At 49.9% G+C, this 19,949-nt stretch carries 17 protein-coding genes and 1 riboswitch; all 17 genes read right to left on the bottom strand.

What is annotated here, in order from left to right; translation table 11 throughout:
- Positions 1-7 precede the first annotated feature (7 nt).
- The 17 genes from cbiB to B5G11_RS06900 all read right to left on the bottom strand — a co-directional run bounded on the left by cbiB (position 8) and on the right by B5G11_RS06900 (position 19,811).
- Positions 8-982: an adenosylcobinamide-phosphate synthase CbiB gene (gene cbiB / locus B5G11_RS06975; RefSeq protein ID WP_087252652.1), complete on the bottom strand. Its 975-nt coding sequence runs from the start codon at positions 980-982 to the stop codon at positions 8-10.
- Complete coding sequence (locus tag B5G11_RS06970) at positions 979-1,554, bottom strand: histidine phosphatase family protein (RefSeq protein ID WP_087252651.1); 576 nt, start codon at positions 1,552-1,554, stop codon at positions 979-981. Before B5G11_RS06970 ends, cbiB begins: the two co-directional genes overlap by 4 nt.
- Positions 1,555-1,603: 49 nt before the next feature.
- A complete protein-coding gene (locus B5G11_RS06965; protein ID WP_087252650.1) occupies positions 1,604-2,386 on the bottom strand; it encodes an adenosylcobinamide-GDP ribazoletransferase in 783 nt (260 codons plus the stop codon).
- Positions 2,383-3,453, bottom strand: coding sequence for a nicotinate-nucleotide--dimethylbenzimidazole phosphoribosyltransferase (gene cobT, locus B5G11_RS16680; protein ID WP_242958964.1), 1,071 nt, complete (start codon positions 3,451-3,453; stop codon positions 2,383-2,385). Before cobT ends, B5G11_RS06965 begins: the two co-directional genes overlap by 4 nt.
- A complete protein-coding gene (locus B5G11_RS16675; RefSeq protein WP_242958962.1) occupies positions 3,428-4,855 on the bottom strand; it encodes a cobyrinate a,c-diamide synthase in 1,428 nt (475 codons plus the stop codon). Before B5G11_RS16675 ends, cobT begins: the two co-directional genes overlap by 26 nt.
- On the bottom strand, positions 4,848-6,080 hold the full coding sequence (gene cbiE / locus B5G11_RS06955) for a precorrin-6y C5,15-methyltransferase (decarboxylating) subunit CbiE (RefSeq protein ID WP_242958960.1): 1,233 nt from the start codon (positions 6,078-6,080) through the stop codon (positions 4,848-4,850). The genes B5G11_RS16675 and cbiE overlap by 8 nt, the downstream gene beginning before the upstream one ends.
- The gene (cobJ, locus tag B5G11_RS06950) at positions 6,064-6,813 is read right to left on the bottom strand and encodes a precorrin-3B C(17)-methyltransferase (RefSeq protein ID WP_087252648.1); all 750 of its coding nucleotides are present in this window, start codon (positions 6,811-6,813) and stop codon (positions 6,064-6,066) included. Before cobJ ends, cbiE begins: the two co-directional genes overlap by 17 nt.
- Entirely contained in the window at positions 6,810-7,598 is a 789-nt protein-coding gene (gene cobM, locus B5G11_RS06945) for a precorrin-4 C(11)-methyltransferase (RefSeq protein WP_087252647.1), read from the bottom strand. Before cobM ends, cobJ begins: the two co-directional genes overlap by 4 nt.
- Positions 7,598-8,329: a precorrin-2 C(20)-methyltransferase gene (gene cobI, locus B5G11_RS06940; protein ID WP_087252646.1), complete on the bottom strand. Its 732-nt coding sequence runs from the start codon at positions 8,327-8,329 to the stop codon at positions 7,598-7,600. The genes cobM and cobI overlap by 1 nt, the downstream gene beginning before the upstream one ends.
- A complete protein-coding gene (cbiD, locus tag B5G11_RS06935) occupies positions 8,326-9,570 on the bottom strand; it encodes a cobalt-precorrin-5B (C(1))-methyltransferase CbiD (RefSeq protein WP_242958958.1) in 1,245 nt (414 codons plus the stop codon). Before cbiD ends, cobI begins: the two co-directional genes overlap by 4 nt.
- A complete protein-coding gene (locus B5G11_RS06930) occupies positions 9,555-10,340 on the bottom strand; it encodes a sirohydrochlorin cobaltochelatase (RefSeq protein ID WP_087252644.1) in 786 nt (261 codons plus the stop codon). Before B5G11_RS06930 ends, cbiD begins: the two co-directional genes overlap by 16 nt.
- A gap of 154 nt (positions 10,341-10,494) precedes the next feature.
- Positions 10,495-10,684, bottom strand: a riboswitch (cobalamin riboswitch).
- Positions 10,685-10,802: 118 nt separating this feature from the next.
- A complete protein-coding gene (locus B5G11_RS06925) occupies positions 10,803-11,675 on the bottom strand; it encodes a class C sortase (protein ID WP_087252643.1) in 873 nt (290 codons plus the stop codon).
- 11 nt (positions 11,676-11,686) lie between these two features.
- Complete coding sequence (locus B5G11_RS06920) at positions 11,687-12,562, bottom strand: class C sortase (RefSeq protein ID WP_158099228.1); 876 nt, start codon at positions 12,560-12,562, stop codon at positions 11,687-11,689.
- 136 nt (positions 12,563-12,698) lie between these two features.
- Positions 12,699-14,501, bottom strand: coding sequence for an isopeptide-forming domain-containing fimbrial protein (locus B5G11_RS06915; protein WP_087252641.1), 1,803 nt, complete (start codon positions 14,499-14,501; stop codon positions 12,699-12,701).
- 79 nt (positions 14,502-14,580) lie between these two features.
- Positions 14,581-18,138, bottom strand: a complete 3,558-nt coding sequence (locus B5G11_RS06910; protein WP_087252640.1) for a SpaA isopeptide-forming pilin-related protein — start codon at positions 18,136-18,138, stop codon at positions 14,581-14,583.
- A gap of 104 nt (positions 18,139-18,242) precedes the next feature.
- Positions 18,243-18,677 (bottom strand): hypothetical protein, encoded by a 435-nt coding sequence (locus tag B5G11_RS06905; protein WP_087252639.1) that lies wholly within the window; start codon positions 18,675-18,677, stop codon positions 18,243-18,245.
- Between the two features lie 315 nt (positions 18,678-18,992).
- Positions 18,993-19,811 carry a tyrosine-type recombinase/integrase gene (locus B5G11_RS06900; RefSeq protein WP_343215483.1) on the bottom strand — a complete coding sequence of 273 codons (819 nt, stop codon included), beginning with the start codon at positions 19,809-19,811 and terminating at the stop codon, positions 18,993-18,995.
- Positions 19,812-19,949: the final 138 nt, after the last annotated feature.

Genomic DNA, 19,949 nt, shown 5'->3' with positions numbered 1-19,949 from the left:
TTTTCTTTTATATAATCACAATCAGCCTTGCCAGCCCGAAAACCAGCAGACCCAGTACGGCCGTTCCATAAAGCAGCCGGTTTGCCCGTCTGATATCCTCCCGTTCAATCGGGCGGATGTCATCCCCGATATAAGGTTTCTCGTACAATTTTCCAAAATACCACGCATTTCCTGCCAGGCGGACCGAAAGAGCTCCCGCACAGACCGATTCGGTCTGAGCCGCATTCGGGCTTTTGTGGTTGTGACGGTCCCTCTTGTAGATCTTCCATGCATTTGCCATGCTGTAATGTCTGCTGTCAAACAGTCCCAGAATTCCGGCCGCTCCGATCATCAGAAACGCCGAAAGCCTTGCCGGAATCAGGTTAAACAGATCATCCATTCTGGCTGCCGTCCGGCCAAAATCCAGATACCGGTCGTTTTTGTAGCCCACCATGGAGTCCATCGTGTTGACCGCTTTATAAAAAAAGCCAAGCCCTGCTCCTCCGATCATCATATAAAACAGCGGGGCAATAATTCCGTCGGACGTGTTCTCCGCCACCGTCTCCACCGCAGCCTTCACCACGCCTTCCTCTGTCAGGCTTTTCGTATCTCTCCCCACAATCATGGACACGGCCTTTCGTCCGTCCTCAATCGTCCCTGTATCCAATGCCTGTTTTACTTTCATGCTTTCTGTCTTCAGAGACTTTGTGGCAAGCAGCTGCCAGCACCAGAAACTCTGGAGCAGGAAATAAAGCACCGGATGAATCTGAAAGGCCGCCCACAAAAAGAAGCATGGAACGAGTGTTGCAATTCCCGCTGTTCCGATCCAGAGAATGGTTCCCCTTCTTCTGAGACTCTCCGGAGAAACTCCCTCTTTATACAGCTTCTTTTCCAGTCCGCTGATCAGATGTCCGATGATACGTATCGGATGATAGATCCAGGACGGATCTCCAAAGAACAGGTCCAGTATAAATCCTGCCACACATGCTGCCAAAATCATCATAGTTTTCTTTCCACCTTACATTGCTTCTCCCCGGTTTTCCACCGGTCCTCAAAAATACGGACCTGATATCCACATCCGTTTCCACAGCTCCACTCATAGTATCCCAGTTTCGGAACCGCGTATGCTGAAAGCACTCCCATCAGCGTGCCTCCGTGGGCGACGATGGCCGCCCGTTCGATCTTCTGTTCCATCAGCCTGTCCACGGCCCGTTCAAAGGTCGTCCGCGTCCGTTCGCAGAAAGATGCCTTTGACTCGCCTCCCGGAAACGGCAGTTCTCCTCCGGAATCGATCCACGCCTGATAGGAAGGATCTCCCGTCAGTTCCAGATAATTCTTCCCTTCAAAAGCGCCGAAATCACATTCCCGGAATCCGTCCCATACGATCTGTTCCACCTCCGGATAAAGGAACTCTGCCGTCTGACGACACCGTATCATGGGACTGGTCAGGACAATCTCCGCACGCGGCATCTGCTTTTTTTCTGCCACAGGAAGAATCGGTTCGTCTGTCGTTCCGATATATCGTTTTTCCAGATTTCCGGCTGTTGCAAAATGCCGGATCAAGGTCAGTTCCATCGTTCTTCTCCGTTTCTGTTTCGTCTCTTTACGGACCGTTTTTTCTCCATCAAAACCGGATCATCCAGGACCAGGCTGTCAGCACCGTCAGTACAGTAAGTTCAAAGACCTGGAGAAACCAGCCTGCCAGATCCCCTGTAATGCCGCCGAACTCCCGCACTGCCATCCTGAGATACCGGGCAAATACTACTCCCGCCGTAAAAAACAGAAGCACTGCCGGGATGACGCCAGATACTGCCACCAGAAAAATCACACCTACTGCAAGATAGATTCCCGTGGAAATCCATACTGCCTTTTGTCTGGCAGATTCCCGGAACGCAGCCGCAAGTCCGTCTGATTTTGCTCCCTTTCCTACCGTCACGGAAAGACCGCTCAATGTTCTGGACAGAACCATGGCGCAGGCCATCCCCGGAAGGACCTTCGCATCTGCCGCCGACCAGAGAGCCAGACTCCAGAGCAGATATATGGCCGCACTCATTACCGCAAAAGCTCCGGTGTGCGGGTCTTTGAGAATCGCAAGCTTTTTCTCCCGTTCCCCATAGGAATGCCTTGCATCCGAAGTATCCATAAAACCGTCCATATGAATTCCACCCGTCACCAGAAGCGGAAGGATCGTCAGAAACACAGCCGGAAACAAGGCCGGAAGTTTCCCCGCATCCCGAAGACCAAACAGCACAAGTCCGGTTCCCCACGTCAGTGCTCCGGCCACGGCTCCTACCAGAGGGAAGAAGCAGAAGGCATACTGCATGGACGGTTTCGTCCACTGGACTTTTGGCATGGGGATTTTGGAATACATGGAAAAGGCAATGATAAAGGATCGAATCCATTTCATGATGTGTACTCCTTATACTGTTCTACCTGAATGTCATCGAAGGAACTCATCTCCTCGTAAACCATCATGGCCATATCCAGAAGCGGAAAGAGGGCACAGGCCCCGGTTCCTTCTCCAAGAGCCATGCCAAGATCCAGCACCGCTTCCAGTCCAAGCTCCTCCAGAATCCGGTTATGAGCAGGTTCTTTCGACCTGTGGGAAGCAAACAGGTATTCCTTCACCTTTGGCTCTATCCGCACCGCCGCAAGGGCAGCCACCGAAGAGATAAATCCATCCAGCACTGCCGGAATCTGATATCTGGCACATCCTAAGAAAACTCCGGTCAATCCCGCAATATCCAGTCCGCCGACCTTTGCCAGAATATCCACCGGATCCGCAGGGTCCGGATTTCTCTTTGCCAGTCCTTCTGTGATGACTTCCTTTTTCCGAAGCAGACCTTCATCGGAAAGCCCGGCTCCCCGTCCGGTCATTACCTCAGCCGCCTCCCCGGTAAGGGCACAGGCCACGGCGCTGCTGGTCGTCGTATTGCCGATTCCCATCTCCCCGGTAGCAAGGATCTCATACCCCTGCGCTTTCCGCTCTTTTACGATCTTCATTCCGGTCAGAATGGCACGGATGGCCTCCTCCCTTGTCATGGCCGGCTCTTCCAGAAAATCCTTCGTCCCGCAGGATATCTTGTATTCTGCTTTCGTAAGTCCCTCCACGTCCGTTAAAATTCCGATATCATAAGGCAGGATGTCTGCACCTGCCACCTTTGCCATCTTGCAGACACTGGTCTGCCCGGCCAGGAAGTTTCCCGCTACCACAGCGGTCACCTCAGCTCCGGTCTGGGAGATGCCTTCCTTTACAATCCCATTGTCCGCACAGAGCACCACAATCCCCTTTTTCTGTAAAGATGGATGAAGTCTCCCCTGAATTCCCGCGATCCTTGCAAGCATCGTCTCCAGCGCCCCCATTCCATGAAGAGGCTTTGCAAGATGGTTCCACCGGGTAAGAGACGCTTTTCTTACCTCCTCATCCGGCAGTCTGATCTGTTTGATCTCATTTTCCCATGTCGTCTCCGGCATTTCCTTTCTCTCTCCTTTCCAGACAGCATCCGACAAAGCGTTTGGCAAATGCCGGATTGGAGTCATAGCTGATATGCGCAAATCCCGCAAAGACCTGCTGCTTTTCTTCCATACACTCCCAGGACCGCTGCCCGTCCGGCTTCACAGCCAGACAGCGGTCTCCGTTTTCGGTACAGTCCCAGTAATGAAACTCATGGCCACGGAGCGTCTCTCCCCGTTTCAGAAACAACAGATCCTCCCTGGGCTCCAGAGTCAGGTAGCCGAATCGTCCTAATGTGCGCGTCCGGTACCCTCTTCCTTTTAAAAATCCGGTCATCGGGTACATCATTCCGTCTTCACCTTCCAGTTCCTCTTTCAGATAGAGAAATCCGCCGCATTCTGCATGGCATGGAAGTCCTCCTTTCAGGCTCTGAAGCACCGATTCCCGCATGGACACATTTTCAGACAGCTCCTTTGCGTAGAGTTCCGGGTATCCCCCTGCCAGAATCAGGCCGTCGATGCCATCCGGCAGAACCGCATCATGAAGCGGAGAAAACGGTACAATCTCGCAGCCCAGTTGCCGCAGCAGTTCCAGATTATCTTTATAGTAAAAGCAGAACGCCTCATCCTTTGCCGCGGCAATCCGGAGTTTCGACTTTTCCGTCCCTTCTTCTTCCCCTGCTTCTTGTTCTCCCGTTTCCAGATCCGGCGCTTCTTCTGCAATCTGTAACAGCAGCTCCAGATCCAGCGTCTCTTCTGCCTGTCCTGCAAGCAGATCCAGTTTCTCCTGCAATTCCTCCACTTCCTCCGGAAGAATCAGCCCCAGATGTCTGCTTTTTAATTCTGCATCCGCCATCTTCGGGAGATATCCTGCCAGCCTGACCGCATGGCCGTTTTCCCGCAGCCACTGCTCCAGTACCGGCGCAAGCTTTTCATAGGTACGTCCGGTGATCCCGTTCAAAATGACCGCCCGGATCTGCCCCGCCGTTTCGTATTCCAGATAGCCTTTCAGAAGTGCCAGCACCGAGTGCCCCATTCCCCGGCAGGGAACGACCAGAGCTACCGGCATCTGAAGAACTGCCGCAATCTCGCTCGTACTCCCCTTCGGACTTTTCAGACTCATTCCGTCATAATATCCCATGACTCCTTCCGCCACGACCAGGTCCGCACCCCTGCTGTGACGTGCCAGAAGCTGCTTTTGCATTCCGGGCTCATGGAAGAAAAGGTCCAGATTTTCAGAAGGGATGCCGAGAACCTTCTCGTGGAAAAGCGGATCAATATAGTCCGGCCCGCACTTGCATGCCGCCAGAGCAAGTCCCCGTTTCTGATATGCCCGCAGCAGCCCGCAGACAATGCTCGTCTTCCCGCACCCGCTTCCGGTTCCGGCAATCAGAAGCCGTCCTGTCTTCTTTGTATCACTCATGGTCCGCTTCCTTTCTTCCCTGAAACACAGCCATCCACACCGGATTCTGGGCTGTCATCAGATGATAGGCTCCCATCTTCCGGCTGCCTGATGCCTGAATCTGCATCACCTCGGCTGTCTCCCACCGGCTGTCCTGCAAAAGTTCCGTCATCTCCCGGATCGTTTCCATGCTGACCGCAGTCAGCACAATCCGGACAGATGAATTTTTCGACAGACAGGTTTCCACAATCTCTTTCAGCCTGCTTCCGCTTCCACCGATAAACACATGGGTCGGCGCAGGAAGATCCGAAAGCGCCTCCGGTGCGTTTCCCTCTACAATCTCCACCTGATCGGTCCGCCATTTCCGCTTATTTTCCTGAATAAGAGCAATTCCTTCCGGATTTCTCTCCACAGCATAGACCCGGATGGAGCCGTCCTGAAGCGCAGCCTCCACCGACACGCTTCCGGTTCCTGCCCCGATGTCATAAAGAACCGCATCTTTCTGAAGCTTCAGGGCGGCAACCGCCATGGCCCGGACTGCCGACTTGGTCATCGGCACTTTTCCCCGGATCAGCTCTTCATCTTCCAGATGCCGTCCCACAAACGTGTCGTAGTCCGGGTTGTGCACCCAGAGTACGGAGAGCCCGGAAAGCATCTCCGGCGTCAGCTCCCGGATTGTCCCGCGAAAGAAGACTTCCTCTTCATACGAAAGATCCCGTCCTGCTGCGGCTTCCAGATGATCCAGCCCGTACCAGGACATCTTCTCCAGAAACTGCTCTGCTGTCTCCCTGCCGCCAAGGAGCAGGAAGGTGTGCTCATGGGTACAGATCTCATAAACCGCGTTCTGTCCGGTTCCGTGAAGGCTTACCAATGCCGCCTTCTCCCACGGCACCTGACAGCGTGCCGCCATGCAGATCACTGATGAGATACCCGACAGCACCCGGATCTCCCATTCACTTCCTTCCAGGCGCTTTATAAGCTGTTTTGCACCACTGTAAAATCCCGGATCGCCGGAATATAAAACGGAGATTTCTTCTCCTTTTTCCTGCTCCAGAATCGTCATGATATCCTCCGGACGGTAAGATGTATAGCATCTGGCCTCTTTCTTCCTGACCGGTTCTACACTTTCAAGCATCCTTTCGGCACCGATCAGTACAGTGCTTTTCCGGATCTGCTCCCTGGCTTCCTGTGTCAGGCTTTTGTTTCCGTCTGTCCCGATTCCAATCAGATTAATCCTTTTTTTCATATCGATATCCTCTCGGCGTCACCATCGCATCCCCGATCACTCTTGTCTGAGAATTGCCGATGAACACCGTGGTAAACATGTCTGTCCCGGTTTCTTTCAGTCTTCCAAGGGTTGTCACATGCTTTTCCTCTCCGTCTCTTGCGATCTGGCGCACATAGCCGCAGACCGTATCCGGGCTCTGATATTCCAGAAGAATCTCGCAGGCCCTTCGGAGATAATCTTTTCGTTTCCGGCTGGACGGATTGTAAAGACAGATGGCAAAATCCCCTTTTGCCGCAGACCGCAGACGCTCTTCAATCTTCTCCCACGGCGTCAGAAGATCGCTCAGGGAAATGACCGCAAAATCATGGATGAGCGGCGCTCCCAGAACGGCCGCTCCCGCAGTGGCGGCGGTAATTCCCGGAACCACCTCGATCTCCACTTCCGAATATCCGCGTTCTTTCCGGATCTCATGCATCAGACCTGCCATGCCGTACACTCCGGCGTCCCCGCTGCAGATCATGGCTGTTGTCCGGCCCTCCCGGGCTTCCCGGAGTGCCATCTCACAGCGCTCCACTTCCTTTGTCATCGGCGTAGTCAGAAATGTCTTCCCCGGGAACTGCTCTTTTACCAGATCCACATAGACGGTGTATCCGATGATCACCTCACAGGATTCCATCGCCCGCACGGCCCGGATCGTCATTTCCTCATAAGCGCCCGGCCCGATTCCTATGACATATACTTTCTTTTTCATTCTTTCGTCTCCCCGTCTTTCTTCGTTCCCTCCCGGAACATGGTGGTAAATTCCGGATCATACAGTTTCGACCGCTCATATCCGGTTTTCTTTCCGCCTTCCAGCACTTCTCCTACTACAATCAGCGCAGTCTTCGTCACATGGTTCGCTTTGGCGGTTTCAGCCAGCGTTTCCACAGTACACCGGTAGACCGCTTCTTCCGGCCAGCTTGCCTTATAGACGATGGCCGCAGGCGTATCGCCCGGATAGCCGCCCGCCATCAGTTCCCTAGAAAGCGGTTCCAGAAGTCCGGTGCTTAGGAAAAGCACCATGGTTGCCTGATGAGCCGCAAAGCTGCGGATCGATTCTTTTTCCGGCACCTTGGTCCGGCCTTCCATCCGTGTGATAATGACGGACTGGGAAATCTCAGGGAGGGTGTATTCCAGTTTAAGAGCTGCCGCCGCTCCGGAAAAGGAGCTGACTCCCGGACAGATCTCATAGGCAATTCCCCGTCTGTCCAGCTCATCCATCTGCTCTTTGATGGCTCCGTAGAGACTTGGATCTCCGGTGTGAAGCCGTACCGTCGTCTTTTTGTCCTTTTCTGCTGCTTCAAGCACTTCCAGCACCTCTTCCAATGTCATATAGGCACTGTCATATACCTCACAAGTTTCCTTTCTGACCTGTAACAGTTCCGGATTGACCAGTGATCCGGCATAGATAATCACGTCCGCCTCTTTCAGCAGGCGTTCGCCACGCACGGTAATCAGGTCGCACGCTCCCGGCCCTGCTCCGACAAAATGTACCATCAGGATCCCTCCTTTATCACAATCAGCGAATAATAGCTGGATTTCTCCGGCACATCGTCCGGATTTTCATAAATCTTTTCATTTTCCATCCCGCAGTTTTCCACCATCCAGAACCGGTCGTTTGACGCCTTGACCGTCTCTTTGACATAAGGCATCTTTTTCCCTGTTTTCATCAGAATTTTCGTTCCGGAAAGCTTCAGCCCCTCTTCAATTCCATAGGAGGCCGGCAGGATATGAATCTCCTCTTTATTTTCCGCAAGCCCCAGGTTCAGGGCCGCTGCCGCCGCGCAAAACGACGGAATTCCCGGTATGATCACCGCCTGGTACCCGTCTTTTTGCACCCGTTTATGAATGTACAGATAGGTAGAGTAAATGGACGGATCTCCAAGGGTCAGAAATGCAATGTTCATTCCTTCGTCCAGATATTCCTCCACCTTCTTCGCTCCCGCATCGTGGATGCGTTTCAGTTCTTCTTTTTCTTTCATCATCGGCATCGGAAGGCAGAGCACCGGCTTTTTTTGAATCTCCGGCACTTCCGGCAGCACAATCTGATATGCCGTGCAGTTGTCGAGATACGGCATCCCTTCCTCCCAGATACACGGCTCCTTCAGTGTACTGTCAGACACCGGAACCGCGATCATATCACAGGACCGGATCAATCGGACCGCCTTCAGCGTCAGAAGCTCTGCCTCTCCCGGCCCTGTTCCTGTTCCATATAAGATTCCACTCATTCTTTTTGTCCTTTCCGTTCCTCTTTGATCTGTTCGAGAAGCTCCATGGCGCCTTCCGTCTTTCCAAGGATCCCCCATTCTTTGGAGAAAGTCAGAAGTTCCACCTGGACTTCTCCTCTCGTCCTCTGATTGAGATACCAGGAGATACGCTCCATGATCCGGGACATCACGGCTTCCCGGATTCCGGCCCTCGTCAGAACGGCAAGCATCTCATCTGTCGTGACGCTCTCCTCAATCTCAGGCACCAGCCCGATCAGCTTTTCCATGCGCCCCGGATCTTCCTTTAAAGCCCCGGCCGCAAGATGGGAAAGCGCCGCAAGAAACACCTCCGCACGCGCGTCCGCTATCCTCGAGTGGGTATTCATGACACCTGCCGCAAGCTTGGCAAACTTTCCGATGTGCCCCACAAGAAGAACTCTCGGAAATCCAAGCACCACTGCCATATCCAGCGCCTCGCCCACATAGTTGCTGCATTTGACCGCCCGGTCCGGGGAAAAGGAAAGCTCATCTTTCAGAAAATCACTTCCGTAATTTCCCGGCACCAGACAGAGCGTCTGAATTCCTTCCTGTTTTTGTACTTTCATTTCCAGAAGGATGGTCTCCGTCAGAGCCTGCTCACTCATGGGTTCTACAATCCCCGTTGTTCCAAGGATGGAAAGACCTCCCACAATCCCAAGTCTCGGATTGAATGTCTTTTGGGCAAGTGCTTCCCCCTCCGGCGCAGAAATGGTCACCTTCAGCGTCCCGCAAAATCCGGCTTCCCCGGCTGCCTGCCGGAGAGCTTCCGTAATCATCTTCCTTGGCACCTTGTTGATGGCAGGCGCTCCTACCGGCTGCTCCAGCCCCGGCTTTGTCACCCGACCGATACCCTCCCCGCCTTCCAGCACAATCTGTACCGGATTCGCTTCCGGCTCCGAATCTGTTTTCTGCCGTTTATCGGACTCTTTCTTTACTTCGGCAAAGACGAGCATTCCGTGGGTAATATCCGGATCATCTCCTGCATCTTTCCGGACCGCGCATGACACTGCATCGGAATGTCGCACGATCTCCTCCACTTCCAGAAGCAAGGTCTCTCCTGCCGGGACAGTAATGCGGACTTCCCGGATTTCCTCTCCGGAAAACAGCATGATTGCCGCCGCCCTGGCCGCTGCCGCCGCGCAGGTTCCCGTCGTATATCCTCTTTTCAGTTCTTTTTGTCCCTTGATGACTGTCTGCTTTTCCATCCTTATCCTTTCGGACACTCCTTTGCCTCCCCGGCGTGACGCACAAACATCTGCCGGATGCCCGGAATCTCTCCGAGACCTTTTAAGACGGTACGCACTTCATATCCTTCTCTTGTCAGAATCGATTTCCAGGAATCCGCATCCTCTCCTGCCATATCGTTTTTGGCATGGTCGCCCGCCACAATCATGAACGGCATCAGAAGAATCTTTCCGGCCTGCTGCTCTTTCAGCTTTTTCAGCACTTCCTCCATCTCCGGGAAGCCTTCTACCGTGCCGACTACCACGTTTCGGTATCCTTTTGCCCAGAAGGTATAATCGAGGGCCGGATAGGCCGCATTGGTATGGTGCTCTGTCCCGTGGCCCATGAGCACTAATGTTTCTTCCTCTTTGAGTCCGGCATCCTCCATAATCAGGTGTACCGCCTCCTCATAATCTTCCATCGTGGCAAGAAGCGGTGCTCCGATGCGGATCGTTTCAAACCGTTCCCGGTACGGCTCGATCTGCTCTGTCATCTTTTCGTATTCAAATCCGTGGATGATATGGGTCGGCTGGATGAGAAGATCCTCAATGCCGTCCCGTATCATCTGTTCCATGGCTTCCTCCACGTCGCAGATTTCCATCTGAAACTCCGATTTCAGTTTCTTCAAGATCATTCCGCTTGTAAACGCCCGGTACAGCGTCCGGTCCGGGAATGCCTCCGCAAGCGCCTTCTCTACTGCTACGATCGTCTTCTCCATTGTATCCAGGTGGCTCGTCCCAAAGCTCACCACCAAAACTGCTTTTCTCATAATTGTCCTCCCATATGGGTCTGACATCGACGACTGACACCAAAAAAAGGATATGGAAAAACAGACAGTTCTCTCCTCTGCCTCTTTTCCCATATCCGTTTCTATTTCCCTTTGACGTCCTCTTTGATTCTCGTACTTGTCATAATCCCGTAACCTTTCCGAAGCATCTAAAAGCAGGTATTCTGACTTAAGGATCCGCGCTTTTCTCTCCCTTCCCATGCATCCGCACAGTGGCCTTTTCTTAAGAAAGCTCCCCTCATACAGCAACGGGTATTGTTCCGGATTCTCACCGGATTCCCTTTTACTCCTTCTGAAACTAAGGTACTTTTAAATGATTTCTCTGTTTGATTCCTGTTTATGATACCATTGGCAAAGACGGCTGTCAACCGATGCGGTTTTTCTGGATTAGCCAAAATGCATTTCTATTGCACGAACATTTGTGTATAATACAGAAAAAAATAGTTACGAATTCTTTTTCTTTCTTTTTCCAAGGATGAACCTGCGGATTCCCAGCATACAGCCTCCTCCCAGTACGGTAAGTCCCGCAAAATTCCACTTTTGCTCCCTCTCAATCTCTTTTTGAGACGAAACATAGGTTACCCCCTCACGGGGGAGTTCCTCCGCAGAGATTTGACCGTTACGGCTACAGTAAACTACATATCTTTGAAAATTGTATGTGTACGGATGACAGGTAATCAGAGTCAGCATGTCCTCACCTTCCATGATTTTCACTGCGTCAATGTCATCCGGAGTAATGACAATACACTTCACCACCTGATATTCCAGTGTTTCCCACAAATTAGTCAGTATCACTTTGTCTCCGGGCTGCAACAATTCGATATCCCGAAACATCGGAATGCCTTTCCATCCCCGGTGGGCAGCTATTACACAGTTGCTGTTTGTTCCTCCTATAGGCATACTGGTCTGTCCCAAAACTGCAGCTCCCTTGTCAAGATTCTCATCTGACGCTCCCAGATACAGCGGCAGTTCCAGATCCATGGCTTCAATGGATAAATAGCCGACCGCATCCCCGGACGTATCATAATCCGACAGCCGGAAAACCGGCTGCTGAAAGTTCCATGCATCCGTCAGTCCGCTCTGCCCGTCCCGGAAAATTTTTTCATTGTATGCTTTCATGTCCTCATAAAGCTGAATGTATTCTCTTTCTGTACTTTCTTCCGGTTCCCGGTTGTTTTGTTTCTTACTCTTAATCTCTTCTACTTCTTTCCTGCTGCTAAATTCCGATCGCAGACTCTGGAAATGCGGAGTCAGAAGCAGTGCTGCACCGGAAAAAAATATCACCAGAATCAGCAATCTAAAGCCGGTCTTTCTCACGCTCCCGCCCCCTATCTTTTCCTTCTCCTTCGTCCGGGCTTCTTCGCCCCTGTCCTCCTGCGCAAAATGGATCCCGCTGCCACAACAGCCACCAGTATCATCCCCGCGGCAGCCGCTTTCAGGTATTGTTCCATCCAGCTTCCCTGTCTTACCGGCACCGTTCCCGTCTGTTCCGTTTCTTCCACATAAGGGATACGGGTTCCCCGTACCAGCAGGCGGTGTGTATTGATACCGTAAGGGGTACAGGTCACCAGTGTAACATAATCTTCCTGCGCATTAATCTGCAGATCCTCCGTCTCCTCCGGGAGCACTACCCGGATCTGATCCACCTGATAGGCCAGCACTTCCCCCAGTACATGAATATAGAAGACATCGCCATTTTCCAGCTGGTCCAGATCTGTAAACAGCTTCTTATTATTAAGTCCCGTATGCGCGGAAAGAACACAATGCGTTCCTGTTCCTCCCACCGGAAGAGAACTTCCCTGCAGATGTCCCACCCCCTTTTTCAGCACTTCCTCTCCGGTGCCGTGATAAATCATCAACTCCACATCGATAGCCGGAATCCTCAGATAGGCCATTCCTCCTTCGTCATCTATGTTCAGAAGCCCTGCATAGGGCATGGCGGAAGGATCCAGCTGATTCTTGTCAAAAGGATCTGTAAGCAGAACGCCTCCCTGCAAAAGTCCCCGATTGTAATCCTGACACTCCTGCAGTTCTGCAGTCTGGTCATCCGAAGTCATTTCTTCTGAAATAATACTATTATAGTGCTTCATGATTTCTTCCTGTTCCTTTTCATAGAGCAGGTTGCTGACGACAGGGTATGCCAGCAGAGAGAGACCCGCCAGAAAAACCAATACCGTCAAAACAGCCAGTAATTTCTGCTTCACATCCTTTTCCTCCATTTCCCAATTAACATTCAGATGCTTTTCCCCGGACTCCGGTGAAGTATGTGGAAAAACACCAGAACGAAGGATGGGCGGAAATCTCCGCCCAATCCCATACAAATCACTGTGTTCTTTTTTGTTAGCGAGAAGAGTTCTTTCTTCTGGAAGCCACAAGCATTCCTCCTGCCGCCGCAATCAGAAGAATACCGCCCATTGTCAACGCCCACGTACCTGTGCCTCCGGTTTTCGGAAGGGTGAAGCCTTTCTGGTTGTACAGCTCGAAAGCAACGCTTGCTATTGCCATATCTTTGGAACTCTCGTTGTGTACAAAGTCCACATTAAGAGGTGTATTTCCCAGTTTGACACTTGTCTTATCCTCGTCGAGCAGCATTGCGTTCGGGTCAAGCTGTGCTTCAAGATCGATGGTGACGTCCTTGTCAATCAGGTTATAGCCATCGGCAGTATTGGTCTCCGTCAGGATGTAGATCTCATCGTCATCCAGACCCACAACCGTCAGTTTCCTGCTGGTCGTATCAAGCTTGAGGTCTGTCACATTGCCAGTTCCAGCGGAATCGGACACAAGGATGTAATTTCCGGCAGAGCCGGTAAAATGTAGGAGCTCCTCATCCTGCCCATTTACCCTGTACAGCCGGAATGTCACCTTACCAATCTCATCAGCTAAAACAGTAGCGTCACTGAAGGTCTTTGTCAGCTCGATGCCGTAGGTATACACCTCGGTGGAATCGGTCAGAACACTCTCCGAGCCATTGTTATTCCATTCCAGTTTAGCGTCATTGACGTTGATCTTTACTGCATCAGTGGTAAGCTCCGCACTGTATGTAACAGTAACAGTCGCACCCTCATATGCCTCGAGAGTAGATGGTTCAAAAGTGAGGGTGAAGGAACTCTTTTCATCGGCATAGCCGACCGGAGTCAGTGTCGCAAGGGGAGTCTGTCCAATATAAAACTTATCACTGTCAGGGTCTGTTCCCCGTGTAATAGTGGCATTACCAATAGCAATTTTAACGCTGGCAGGATCAAACTCCTGCTTTTCCAGCGTATCACTCATAGTAAACTCGGTGAGATTGTCGTAGTCGGTCAGCGTAGGAACCTGCGCTGTCAGCTTATAATCAAGCACATCCCCTGTCTCGGCAGTAAGCTCATCAAACCACTCGTTTGCGTTCTTCTCGCTTATTTCCTTTTCAAAAGGCAGATCCTCAGCCTTAAGGTTCATCACGGCCGGTGCATTACCTGTCGTGGCGATCATCACACCCTGCTTGAGACTCAATCCATCGGGAACGTTCTTGAAGTCGACGGCGTAGTAGCCCTCTTTAAGGCTGTTGATAGTCATAGTTCCCCGTATTCCAACGCTTGCGCCAGCTGTGGCTGTATGAGGTGTAGTTATGTTATTCGTCTCAATATACTTCTCAATCCAGGAATAGAACACACCTGCGTCGCTTCCGCCTGCACCTTCTTGTATATCTCCAGCGATACGGCTCACCAGGTCAGCCTCGCCGTATGTCTTATCAAGCGCCTTGGCGTCATCACCGGAGAAGGTGATATACTCACCGGAAGTAGGCTGGGCCGTACCGGCAGAAAGATCAGTGCCGTCAAACTGCAGATACACAGTTCCGGCAGTTCCAAATACTTCATCGATTGAATTGTTGTTGGCCTCCGTATCGATGTTGAAAAATGTATCGAAGCCAGTAGTTACGGAATAAAGTTTCTTAGCAGGAACTGCCTCTGCATCATTTACCTGATCCAGCACCAGATACGCATTTGCCTGTGTACCCTCCCAGTCTTTAGACCAGGCAGGCTCTGTGATTGTGATACTCGCTTGTCCATCCGCAGCAAACGCTGTTGCAGGCACCAGTCCGACCACAAGCGTCAGTGCAGCCAACGTTCCTGTGAGCCGAGATAAGAATCTGTTACTTTTTCTCATAAGGTTTTCTCCTTCCTTTTCTTGTCTTTCATAAGAACTGATTTATATAAAAGCATAGATACGCTTTTATATCATTGATTTACCGCCTTCTGCGTCTGCGGTGCCGGGCGCCTGCAGCTACAGTCATGCTCTTTGCCTTTTTTACCTTCCACAGGATGGCTGCGGCTGTCAGAAGCACTACCCCTGCTACCAGAAACCGCCCGATGCCGGAAAGACCGGTAGTCGGCAGGATCATATTCTTGTGGTTCGTCACCGTAAACAACAAATGATATACTGAATTTCCGCCATTTTTGGTCGGTACTGTAATTTTCGTCTGCTCATTCTCTCCCACGATCAGATATCCGTCCTCATCGGTTTGAGGTGCGCTATATCCGCCTGGAACTGTAGCTTCCACCAAGTAGTACGTTCCATTGACAAGAAGATTTGTGAACTCGGCAACTTCCTCGTAACCCGTAAGGGTACCCTCTTCGTATTTATTTTGTTCGTCGCCAGTCAGGCTACGGTAATAGAAGTAGCTCTGCGTGCCGGATCCGTCAGTATGAACCGGATAGCTCTTACCAGCCGTATCCGTAAAAATCATATGCTCAAGGTCAAATCCAGAAGCTCCTTCCGCTATCGCCTGCCGTATTCTCGGCACTGTGGGAACCGGACTTCCGACTGCCTGTTTGCCGCCTGTTCCATCATTCTTATAGAGCTGGAACTCTGCACCTTTCAGTGGATCTCCCGCGCCGTCCCGCTTGGTTACGGCAATAGAACCGGGATAATATGTATTGACAAACGAAGCTGTTGTCGTTGCATCTCCGAGTTCACCTGAGGCATTTCCGTCTTCCGGCGTGGTCTGATCAAAGCCGTCATCCGGATCATCTGTCTCGCTTACTGTATAGCTCCATCCATTGACAAGACCGTCGATATAAAGTTTCTCACCGGGCTTGAGGTCAAAAGTGGCAGTGCCGTCAGTGAAATTCAATGAAGTTCTTCCGTTTTCTACAGATGCTTCAGATCCGTTTCCATCATCAACTACATGCCTTGTGGTAAACGTCCCCGAAACCGGGGTACTATTACTATCACTATACGTCAGCGTCACTGTAAAAGAGAATTTCTGATCTGCAAATTGTCCAGCGTCAATTCCGTTTGGAACTTCAATGTCCTTTTCTACGGCAAGTGAAGCCGTTTTTACCGCAAGACGTCCGTTATTACCCAGATGTATTTGTGCGTTTTCACTGTTCATGTGCGCGTAATAGTAAAGCTGCGCAGTAGAAGTATTATTGGTTGTCTTTTCTGCATGTTTGGTATCAACATGAGGCGCGTTCATTTCGCCTGCTTTCACGCAATACTGACCATTTATTTGTTCGGTCGCCCCCTTGATTCCGGTAACCGAGCGGGTTTCGGTTACGCTTTTCATACCACTGTAATACTGTACCTGATAATAGTAAGTATTGCCGTCATCAGAAGTCGGTTGTTGCGTTACCGGAGTATTACATGTTTCGTCCGTATACAGAGGAATGCTTTCCTGAACGTAGAAATAAGGGTTGTTTTTCGCAGGTGTAAACTCAACGTATGCGTTGCCCGCTGTCTCCTGATCCTCCCACTTTATATCACCAGTATATTTGTTGCTGTAAAAATACAGACCGTCCGTTCCGGTATTTGCCTTCTTGTACGCATCGTCAATCTTTGAAAGATCCACAGTTCCGTCAACATTCTTTACACCATCCTGCACTCCTACGGTATAACAAAGACGCACAGGATAGGCATTATTGGTCGTATGACTTTTCACATTCCCGGATGAATCCAGCTCTACTGTATTCACACGCAGGGGAATCGCTGAAGCAGGTATTTTTACCGTAAGAGTCTGAGTCATTTTACCCGTGCTGCTATCCGTGTTCGATGTAACCGTAATAGTAATATCATTCGCATTCTGCTTCCCGTAAACCGGACTGTCAATCTCACCGCTGAAGGTATAGGTAGTGGTATTTCCGCTTGTAGTTTTAGTAGGATTTGCAAAATTCGTACCGGAGAAGATCAGGTTTTTTACATCCTTGACCTCCATATAATCGCCGATCTCATCGGTATATGTAATGTAGCCGCTCTGGTCGATGGAAGCACCGGACTCAATTTGTGTTGGCACCTGTGGGGCGGACATTGTGATGTCGCTGACAATCTGCTCAAACACATCTGTCACGGCACTGGCATTATCTGCCGCAAAGTATTGATCAACATAATTCAGGGTGTTGATATCCTCTCCACTATTCGGGTGTGTAAAAGTATAATTTTCATAAAAGTTTTCGTGTGGATTCCACTGATTACCCGTCCCTGAAGTACTATATAAAATCTCCATCGTTAAAGACTGATTGTTCGTATATAAATTCCAGGCATTCTCAATATCCTCCACAATGCTGTATTGATAAACCGATGGAGCATTGTATCCATTTCCCGCCTCTAGATTGTACTCATCGTTTCTATACTTATAAGTTGAATCCCCCAGAACTTCTCCCGGGTTCAAGGTGATATCTGCTGAAGCCTGGGCTGCCGCAGGAAATCCGCCTGGTGAATTAGATGCTTCCTGATAAATCTCTGTCAGCCCCATTCCAATGTTATATACTTTGACGCGGTAGTCTTCATCGTTCTGCGATCCATAATGCGCGTCTATCTCTTTTTTCATATAGGAAGCAGTCATGAGGGCTTTCATGCTGTTTCCTGCGGAAGGCCAGCGTGCAACACCATTTCCGTTATTTGAATTGTTTTCAGGAACCCACCATGTCCGACTGTCAGAAGAAACTGTCGGATTCCCATCGGAAAGATGAATCACCGCAGGAACTCTCTTAACCTCTGTTCCATCTATAGTCTCAGTAGTCGTATTCTGAGTCAGCAGATTCATGCCCGTATAGAGTCCCATCTGCGTGTTCGTCGCGTCCTCAGTATAAATTGTATGAGAGCCGGATTTCGCTCCCACTTCCCATGAAACATCTACCGATTCCCCGCTGTTTTCTGGAACGGCAACAGTCTTGCTGCATGTAAAATATGTATCTTTCACATCGTAATGATCGAGCGGAACCAATACTTGCGAAGCAGTGACCGCTCTACCTGTTGTGGTCGTTTTTGGCAATCCGGAATAGCGCACTACTGCGACGCGATTATACTCGTTAAATTCCATAAGTGTTTTCATGGTGGCATTTAAAGCATCAAGTGTATTAGCAAGACGGCTTTCCCTATTATCCATTCCATTTGTGATCATCGATCCCGAAAAGTCCACTACAAACACAACATCAAGCGGACTCTGAGCCTCTCCGGTAATACTCTGTGTGGTTGCCAGCGCAGAATACGTCACCAAAAAATCCGAATCATTTGTCACAGTAATAGGTTCACGCCCATCGCTGACATCACCGCTGAATGTCTGCTCACCGGTAGTGACCGTCTTATCCGCCCACACGCGCCCGGAAAATTCAGTAGTCAGCTCGCCGCTTGTTTCGTCATTCAAGTAAGTCGTATATGTCCCCCGTGTGTCATCATCTGCTGTATGGCCGGTCGTTCCATTTGTGACTGCCGCAAATGCGTAAGATGTATTGGTTAAAAAGAATACACATAGACAGACAAAGAGGGCGAACCACCGCCTGCATTTTATTTTTGTTTGCTGTTTCATACTTACCTCCTACTTGTGTATATTAAATCTTCTGAAAGAAATGCTATTGCTTTCTCTTTAAAAAGGAGTCATCCCCTCTCTTTCCTGATCGAATTAGTTTTTTCTCAATCATACAAAATGCAGCAGGCACGCATTTGCTCTACCATGTTTCGCAATTCCTTCCATTTTCTTTTGTCCTTAGAATCCAGACAGGCATGATCACCAACCCATAACCAGGGATAATGGCAAACCATTTCCATTAAAAGTTCTCCTGCCGTCTTCCAGATCCGGTCTGTCTGAATTTCACACCGTGTGCCGTAGACAGTTCCGAGAAATAGACGCCCATCTGTATCTGGTGAAATTTTCTCCACCGGAAGTCTGACACAGGCATTTTTGTCTTCCGAATCCTGTTCCAGACAGACCAATAAAATCCTGTCCTCATCCAGACATCCTAAAGGGCCTTCTCTGGATGAAAACAGCATTCCATGATCTACAAATGTAATATTTTCCGGAACAATCGTAATATTTCTCTGTTTCAGTCCGGATATTTCTCTCCCCATGCAGTTTCATCTCCACCTTTTTTCGTAAGACAAACTACCACATAATATCAATTATGTGGTAGTACAAAGCCGGTCTTTCTCATCTAGTCATCATTTTTTCTTTTCCTCATTTATTTTATAGCAAAAGATCCGTGCCGTCAATGTCGCTGGAGAAAAAATTTTTAAAATTTTGGGTACCAAAATAAGCCCCGTCTCTTACATATGGCTCGAAAATCGACGGGACGCCGAAAAACAGGATTTCATTTTTTTATGGGGAAAGGCCATGTACCACATAATTGATATTATGTGGTGTTTTTATTTTCCCCTTTTTCATTTTCACATTTGCAATATTGTCATGCGGTTAAGCTGTCTTTGATAGATCTCTCCTGTATTGGAGGTATAGATTCGGGTTACATTCAGGCTGCTGTGCCCCAGAACATCAGCAAGGCCTGTCAGGTCCTGCGTCGTTTGGTAATAAACTCTTGCAAACAGATGCCGGAGATTGTGCGGAAATATTTTCTCCCCGCTGACACCTGCTTTCTTTTTCAACGCTTTCATCTCGCTCCAGAGATTACTCCTGTCTTTCGGCTGCCCGCTTTTCGTTACGAAAATACAGCCCGACCGGATTTTTCTGGCTGACGCAAACATCAAAAGTTTTTTTCGGATGCTGGCTGTCAGGAAGATTCTCCGGTATTTTCCTTTGTTGTGTACTTCGATCCTCCCCTTTTTTACCTGTTCCACCGTGAAATACTTCAACTCGCTGACGCGGATTCCGGTAACGGCAATCGTTTCGATACACAGGGCCAGCTGGGACTTCCCTTCTGCCCTTGCTGCCTTCACAAGACGCTTATATTCCTGACAGGTCAGTTCTTTCTCCTCCTGCAGAAAAAGATTTTTCTGTGTCTTTACCCGCCTGATTTTCAGTTCGCAGTATCCACAGAATGTTAAAAACTGATTGAGAGCGGCCAGCATGGAATTCACACTGTTGACCGTATAATGTTCTATCAGCCATTCTTTGTAGGCAAGAAGCCGGCCTTTGTCTATTTCCGTTTTCTCCCCGAGAAATTTGAAAAAACATTTCAAATCCGTAAGATATTTCCGGATCGTTGCCCCGGCATTTTCTCTTTCATACAGATACTTCTCAAACTCAACGATTTCTGTACCTTGTATCCTCTGGTGCTAGTATATAAATAGTGCAAGTCAAAATGAGAAAATTCCAAATAGACAATACATGATATAATAGAAATATCGTACTGAAGGAGGATCTCATTATGGCAAAGCAACATGACAAAC

Source organism: Drancourtella sp. An57 (genome assembly GCF_002161525.1).
Taxonomy (GTDB): Bacteria; Bacillota; Clostridia; order Lachnospirales; family Lachnospiraceae; genus Sellimonas; species Sellimonas catena.
This window is presented reverse-complemented; position numbering and strand designations above follow the sequence as displayed.

What these genes read in the sequence shown, in the direction of transcription:
- B5G11_RS06930 (WP_087252644.1), bottom strand. Translation starts at nt 10,340, where the DNA reads ATGAGAAAAGCAGTTTTGGTGGTGAGCTTTGGGACGAGCCACCTGGAT.
- cobM (WP_087252647.1), bottom strand. Translation starts at nt 7,598, where the DNA reads ATGGTACATTTTGTCGGAGCAGGGCCGGGAGCGTGCGACCTGATTACC.
- cobI (WP_087252646.1), bottom strand. Translation starts at nt 8,329, where the DNA reads ATGAGTGGAATCTTATATGGAACAGGAACAGGGCCGGGAGAGGCAGAG.
- B5G11_RS16675 (WP_242958962.1), bottom strand. Translation starts at nt 4,855, where the DNA reads ATGAGTGATACAAAGAAGACAGGACGGCTTCTGATTGCCGGAACCGGA.
- cbiB (WP_087252652.1), bottom strand. Translation starts at nt 982, where the DNA reads ATGATGATTTTGGCAGCATGTGTGGCAGGATTTATACTGGACCTGTTC.
- B5G11_RS06965 (WP_087252650.1), bottom strand. Translation starts at nt 2,386, where the DNA reads ATGAAATGGATTCGATCCTTTATCATTGCCTTTTCCATGTATTCCAAA.
- B5G11_RS06970 (WP_087252651.1), bottom strand. Translation starts at nt 1,554, where the DNA reads ATGGAACTGACCTTGATCCGGCATTTTGCAACAGCCGGAAATCTGGAA.
- B5G11_RS06915 (WP_087252641.1), bottom strand. Translation starts at nt 14,501, where the DNA reads ATGAGAAAAAGTAACAGATTCTTATCTCGGCTCACAGGAACGTTGGCT.
- B5G11_RS06905 (WP_087252639.1), bottom strand. Translation starts at nt 18,677, where the DNA reads ATGGGGAGAGAAATATCCGGACTGAAACAGAGAAATATTACGATTGTT.
- B5G11_RS06910 (WP_087252640.1), bottom strand. Translation starts at nt 18,138, where the DNA reads ATGAAACAGCAAACAAAAATAAAATGCAGGCGGTGGTTCGCCCTCTTT.
- cobJ (WP_087252648.1), bottom strand. Translation starts at nt 6,813, where the DNA reads ATGAAAAAGAAAGTATATGTCATAGGAATCGGGCCGGGCGCTTATGAG.
- cbiE (WP_242958960.1), bottom strand. Translation starts at nt 6,080, where the DNA reads ATGAAAAAAAGGATTAATCTGATTGGAATCGGGACAGACGGAAACAAA.
- cobT (WP_242958964.1), bottom strand. Translation starts at nt 3,453, where the DNA reads ATGCCGGAGACGACATGGGAAAATGAGATCAAACAGATCAGACTGCCG.